Genomic DNA, 4,354 nt, shown 5'->3' on the forward strand with positions numbered 1-4,354 from the left:
CAATCCACCGCCGCTCCGGTTTTCAAGCACGAGCGCGCCGCCGATGCGTGCCATTGCCGCCTGCGCGATTGCAAGACCCAGTCCACTGCCGGTCCCCGAGCGGTTTCGCCCACGCACAAATTTCTCCACCACCGTGGAAATCTCGGCTTCCGGAATGCCCGGCCCCTCATCTTCGACCACGAGGCGCACGTCGCCGCCGGCTTCCTCCACCCGACACACAACCATGGAATTTTCCGGCGAATGGTTGAGCGCGTTCTCCACCAGGTTGCGCAGCGCGAGCGAGAGGAAATGCGGTTCGGCAAGGATCATGGCATCCTCCCCGTCTCCGCCTTCGACTGCGAGACGCGCCCCGCCTGAAGGCAGAGGCAGTTCCGCCACGCTCTGCTTCAAAAGCGCCTGCGCACTCACCGCCTGAAGGTTCGGCGCAGCATCGTTCGCCTCGAGTGCGGTGAGATCAAGCAACTGCTTCACGAGCCGGCTGGTGCGGTCAACGCCGGCTGTGATCTGCCGCAGCGCATTGGCATGCAGGGCGGGATCGTCGCTCGCAAGCGCGATCTGCGCCTGCGTCTTCACGCCGGCCAGCGGCGTTTTGAGTTCATGGGCGGCGAAGGCGGTAAAACTGCGTTCGCGGTCACGCGCATCTTCCACCCGTTTGAAGAGCCCGTTCAGTGCACTCACCGCTGGCGCAATCTCCTTGGGCAGATTACCGGCCTGCAGCGGGCGCAGATCGTTTGCCGCACGCTGCGACAGCGTGTCTGCCATATCACTCAGCGGCGAGAGGCCACGTCGTACCGAAACAAGAATAACGCCCGCCAGAAACGGCAAGATCAGAAGCGCGGGCACCACCAGCCCCGTGATCACGTCACTAACGAGGCTTTCGCGGATTTTCAGGCTGTCACCCACCATCACGCGCACGCCGAGCCGCTCGTTTTCCACGGTAAAGACGCGCCAGCGCTCACCCTCCACATCCGTTTCGGAAAACCCGTCCACGACTTCGCTCAGCTGCGTTGTTGGCGCATTCTCCGAACGTCCGACAAGGCTGCCCTCCAGCGTCCATATCTGGCACGAGAGCTGCCGTTCATAGGGGCGATGGCTGTGCTCGAATTCGCCCACCACATGGCTGGCCGTCCCCTCTTCCAGCCCCACCTCTATGCGGTGGTCGGAAAGAAGCGAATTGACCATCCGCGCCGCCTCCATCAGCCGTGCATCCAGCACCCGCTCCACCTCGGCCTGCGTGCTGAGATAAATCCAGCCGACCGCGAGCAGCCACACCAGCCCCGTCGAGCCCATGAGGATCAGGATCAGCCGAGCGCGGATAGATCTCATGCGTCCGTCTCCCGGAGACGGTAGCCCACCCCGCGAACGGTGCGAATGAAGTCGGAGCCAAGTTTGGAGCGCAGCTTGTGGATATGCACCTCCACGGCGTTGCTCTCCACCTCTTCCTGCCAGCCATAGATCGTTTCTTCGAGCGCCGGTTTGGAAAGAATGCTCTCCGGCCGTTCCATCAGCGCCGCAAGAAGCGCGAATTCGCGCCGCGTCAGGATCACCGGATCACCGTCGCGGGTCACCGACTGGTTCGCCGGATCGAGCGTCACGCCGCCCCAGGCAAGCGTCGCGCTGGAACGGCCCTTGCCCCGGCGCACCGCTGCACGCACGCGTGCCGACAGTTCGTCGAGGTCAAAGGGCTTTCCCACATAATCGTCTGCACCAGCGTCCAGCCCGGTAATCCGGTCGGGAACCTGATCGCGCGCTGTCAGAAGCACCACCGGCGTGGCATCGCCCCGCCGGCGCAGATCCGAAAGCACGTCGAGGCCGGAGCCATCCGGCAGCATCAGATCGAGCACGACCCCTTCATAGGCCTGCGCGCTGAGTGCGGCGAAAGCGTCTTCGCAGGTGGCCACGGCATCAACAGCAAAGCCGGCAAGCCCCAGCCCCACGGTCAAACCGTCCAGAAGCAGCGGATCGTCTTCAACCACCAAAAGTCGCATCGCACGCGTCTCATTCGCATTGGCAAGGGGCGGAGCCCGTCAGGATACCAGAAGATGCTGCATCTTCGGGTCGGGTATGACGACAATAGGGCTGCCGTCCCTTACATTGTCATGCAGGTGAATCACATCCTGGTTGATCAAGCGGATACAGCCAGACGAAACAGCCTTGCCGATGCTCCACGGCTCCGGCGTGCCGTGAATGCGGTAAAGCGTGTCCTTGCCATTCAGGTGGATATAGTGCGAACGCGCACCGAGCGGATTGCGCAGGCCCGGCGGCATGCCGCCATTGGCGATGCTGTAGGGCTCCAGTTCCGGACGTCTCGCCACCATTTCGTTGGGTGGTGTCCAGCGCGGCCATTCGCGGCGATAGGCCATGATCGCCCGTCCCGCCCAGGAGAACCCGTCACGCCCGACGCCGATGCCATAGCGCGTCGCCCGGTTCGGCCCGGTCACATGGTATAGATACCTGTTCGGCGTATCCACGATCAGCGTGCCCTTGCGTTCGCTGGTGGGATAGTCCACCTCCCTGCGCCACCAGCGCTCGTCCAGATGGCTGATGTCCACTTCGGGAATGGGAAAACGCTCATTGGGCATGGCGTAATACATGGGTGGAACGACGCGCCTGGGCTTGGGCGGCTCAACCACTTTGGGAGCCTCGGGCTTCGGCTTCGCAACGCAGCCCGAAACCGCCAGCGCGCTCAACCCGGCCAGAAAGCCACGCCGCCCCAATCGCGCTGAAACTGCAGAGTGTCCAGCGTCCGTATGTCCTTCGTTCGGCAGTTCGGACATACGCATCCGGACGCCCATGCCCGCGCGAAATTGCGCCATTCTGAAAACTCCTTGCTGTTTTGCCAGCCGCCCAAACAACACCCACCTTAAGGCTGCCTTAAGTTGAAGCGTTCAATCCGCCTTCCGAGATCCGCCATGAGCGCACGCTCCCGGTGGCCCACACGATTTGAAGTGACCGAATGAAGACAATCCTGATCGCGCTCGCGGCTTTCCTCTCCGTCAGCTTTGCGCCCGCCCCCACCTCGGCCCAGACCGCCAGACCGCTGCCGGTCGAAGAGGCCTTCACCCTTGAGGTCTCGCGCACGCAAGACGGCACACTGGCCCTCAACTGGCAGATCGCCGAAGGCTATTACCTTTATCGCGATCACATCGGCGCATCGCAGGATGGCGCGGAACTGCCGCTGGAAACCAGCCCCGGCATCCGCAAGGACGACCCCACATTCGGCCTCTCCGAAGTCTATTATGATGCGGCGAGCGCACATCTTACCGAACAGGTCTTCGGCACATTCGACGTCACCTTTCAGGCTGTCAGGATGGCGGCATCTGCTACGCACCGGAAAACCGGCAGGTAAACGCCCTTTCGCTTGCCGTCATCACACCGGCGGCCCCACAGGCTGCAGCGCCCGTGGAATGGGTCACGGAAGAAGCACCCACCGCCAGCGAAGACACCGGCTTTGCGCTTGCCGAAGATGACGGGCTCATTCAGTCGCTGCTCGGCCGCGGCGGCGTTCTGCTCGTTCTCGTCAGCTTCCCGCTCTTCGGCCTGCTTCTCGCCTTCACCCCTTGCGTCTTTCCCATGTATCCCATCATGGCCGGCGCGCTGGCGCGCGAGGGTGACCGGCTCACCGCCTGGCGTGGCTTCGAGCTTTCCTCGATCTATGTGATCGCGCTCGCCTCGGCCTTCGCGCTTCTGGGTGCCGCCGCAGGCTGGTCCGGGCAGAACCTGCAGCTCGTTCTGCAATCGCCCGTCACGATCGGCATTCTGTCCGCGCTCTTCGCCGTTCTGGCGCTTTCCATGTTCGGCCTGTTCGAGCTGCAATTGCCCACCGCATGGACAAGCTGGGTGGCAAACCGCACGGGCGGGCTCAGTGGGTCGCGCCGCTCCGCCGCCATTCTCGCTTCTCATCCGCCCTCATCGTCGGCCCCTGCGTCACCGTTCCGCTCGCCGGCGCACTCCTTTACATCGCCCAGACCGCCGATGTGGCGCTGGGCGCGGCAGCCCTTTTCGGCCTTGGCATCGGCAAGGGCATCCCCCTCATCATCATGGGCACACTTGGCGGCAAGGCCCTGCCGCGCGCCGGCGCATGGATGGAAAGCGTCAAACGCGTGTTCGGCTTCGGCTTCCTGGCCACCGCCATCTGGACGGCAACGCCGCTCCTCCCCGCCGGCCTCGATCTCGCGCTCTGGTCCGCCCTTCTCATCGCCATCGCAAGCTTCGCCTTCAGCGCGAAGATCACCGAAACGACGCCGCTCGCCGCCGTCCGTTCGGTTGGCGCGCTGTCGCTCATCTACGGCATTATCCTGATGCTGGGGGCCGCGTCCGGCGGCACCGATCCGCTCAAGCCGCTGGCCCCAGA

The 4,354-nt window shown here is 63.8% G+C and carries 5 protein-coding genes and 1 pseudogene; 3 read left to right on the forward strand and 3 right to left on the reverse strand.

Annotation, left to right across the window (positions count from 1 at the left end; all coding sequences use genetic code 11):
• From JCM21793_RS22560 to JCM21793_RS22570, 3 genes are all read right to left on the reverse strand, one after another.
• Positions 1–1,326: ATP-binding protein (locus JCM21793_RS22560; protein ID WP_025031804.1), on the reverse strand; the 1,326-nt coding region annotated here is incomplete at its 3' end.
• Positions 1,323–1,988 (reverse strand): response regulator, encoded by a 666-nt coding sequence (locus JCM21793_RS22565; RefSeq protein WP_007006990.1) that lies wholly within the window; start codon positions 1,986–1,988, stop codon positions 1,323–1,325. The genes JCM21793_RS22565 and JCM21793_RS22560, both read right to left, overlap by 4 nt.
• Positions 1,989–2,027: 39 nt before the next feature.
• Positions 2,028–2,777 (reverse strand): L,D-transpeptidase, encoded by a 750-nt coding sequence (locus JCM21793_RS22570; RefSeq protein WP_025031805.1) that lies wholly within the window; start codon positions 2,775–2,777, stop codon positions 2,028–2,030.
• A 179-nt stretch (positions 2,778–2,956) separates the two neighbouring features.
• On the opposite strand from JCM21793_RS22570, the gene JCM21793_RS22575 reads away from it, so the two are divergent.
• From JCM21793_RS22575 to JCM21793_RS28505, 3 genes and pseudogenes are all read left to right on the forward strand, one after another.
• Entirely contained in the window at positions 2,957–3,349 is a 393-nt protein-coding gene (locus tag JCM21793_RS22575; protein ID WP_025031806.1) for a protein-disulfide reductase DsbD domain-containing protein, read from the forward strand.
• Between the two features lie 53 nt (positions 3,350–3,402).
• Positions 3,403–3,813, forward strand: a pseudogene (locus tag JCM21793_RS31670) (cytochrome c biogenesis protein CcdA); the annotation flags it as partial.
• A 14-nt stretch (positions 3,814–3,827) separates the two neighbouring features.
• Positions 3,828–4,354 (forward strand): cytochrome c biogenesis protein CcdA (locus JCM21793_RS28505; RefSeq protein ID WP_025031808.1); only part of this gene is annotated, 527 nt, incomplete at its 3' end.

The organism is Nitratireductor aquibiodomus NL21 = JCM 21793 (assembly GCF_000615975.1).
Classification (GTDB): Bacteria; Pseudomonadota; Alphaproteobacteria; order Rhizobiales; family Rhizobiaceae; genus Nitratireductor; species Nitratireductor aquibiodomus.

What these genes read in the sequence shown, in the direction of transcription:
- JCM21793_RS22570 (WP_025031805.1), bottom strand. Translation starts at nt 2,777, where the DNA reads ATGTCCGAACTGCCGAACGAAGGACATACGGACGCTGGACACTCTGCA.
- JCM21793_RS22565 (WP_007006990.1), bottom strand. Translation starts at nt 1,988, where the DNA reads ATGCGACTTTTGGTGGTTGAAGACGATCCGCTGCTTCTGGACGGTTTG.
- JCM21793_RS22575 (WP_025031806.1), top strand. Translation starts at nt 2,957, where the DNA reads ATGAAGACAATCCTGATCGCGCTCGCGGCTTTCCTCTCCGTCAGCTTT.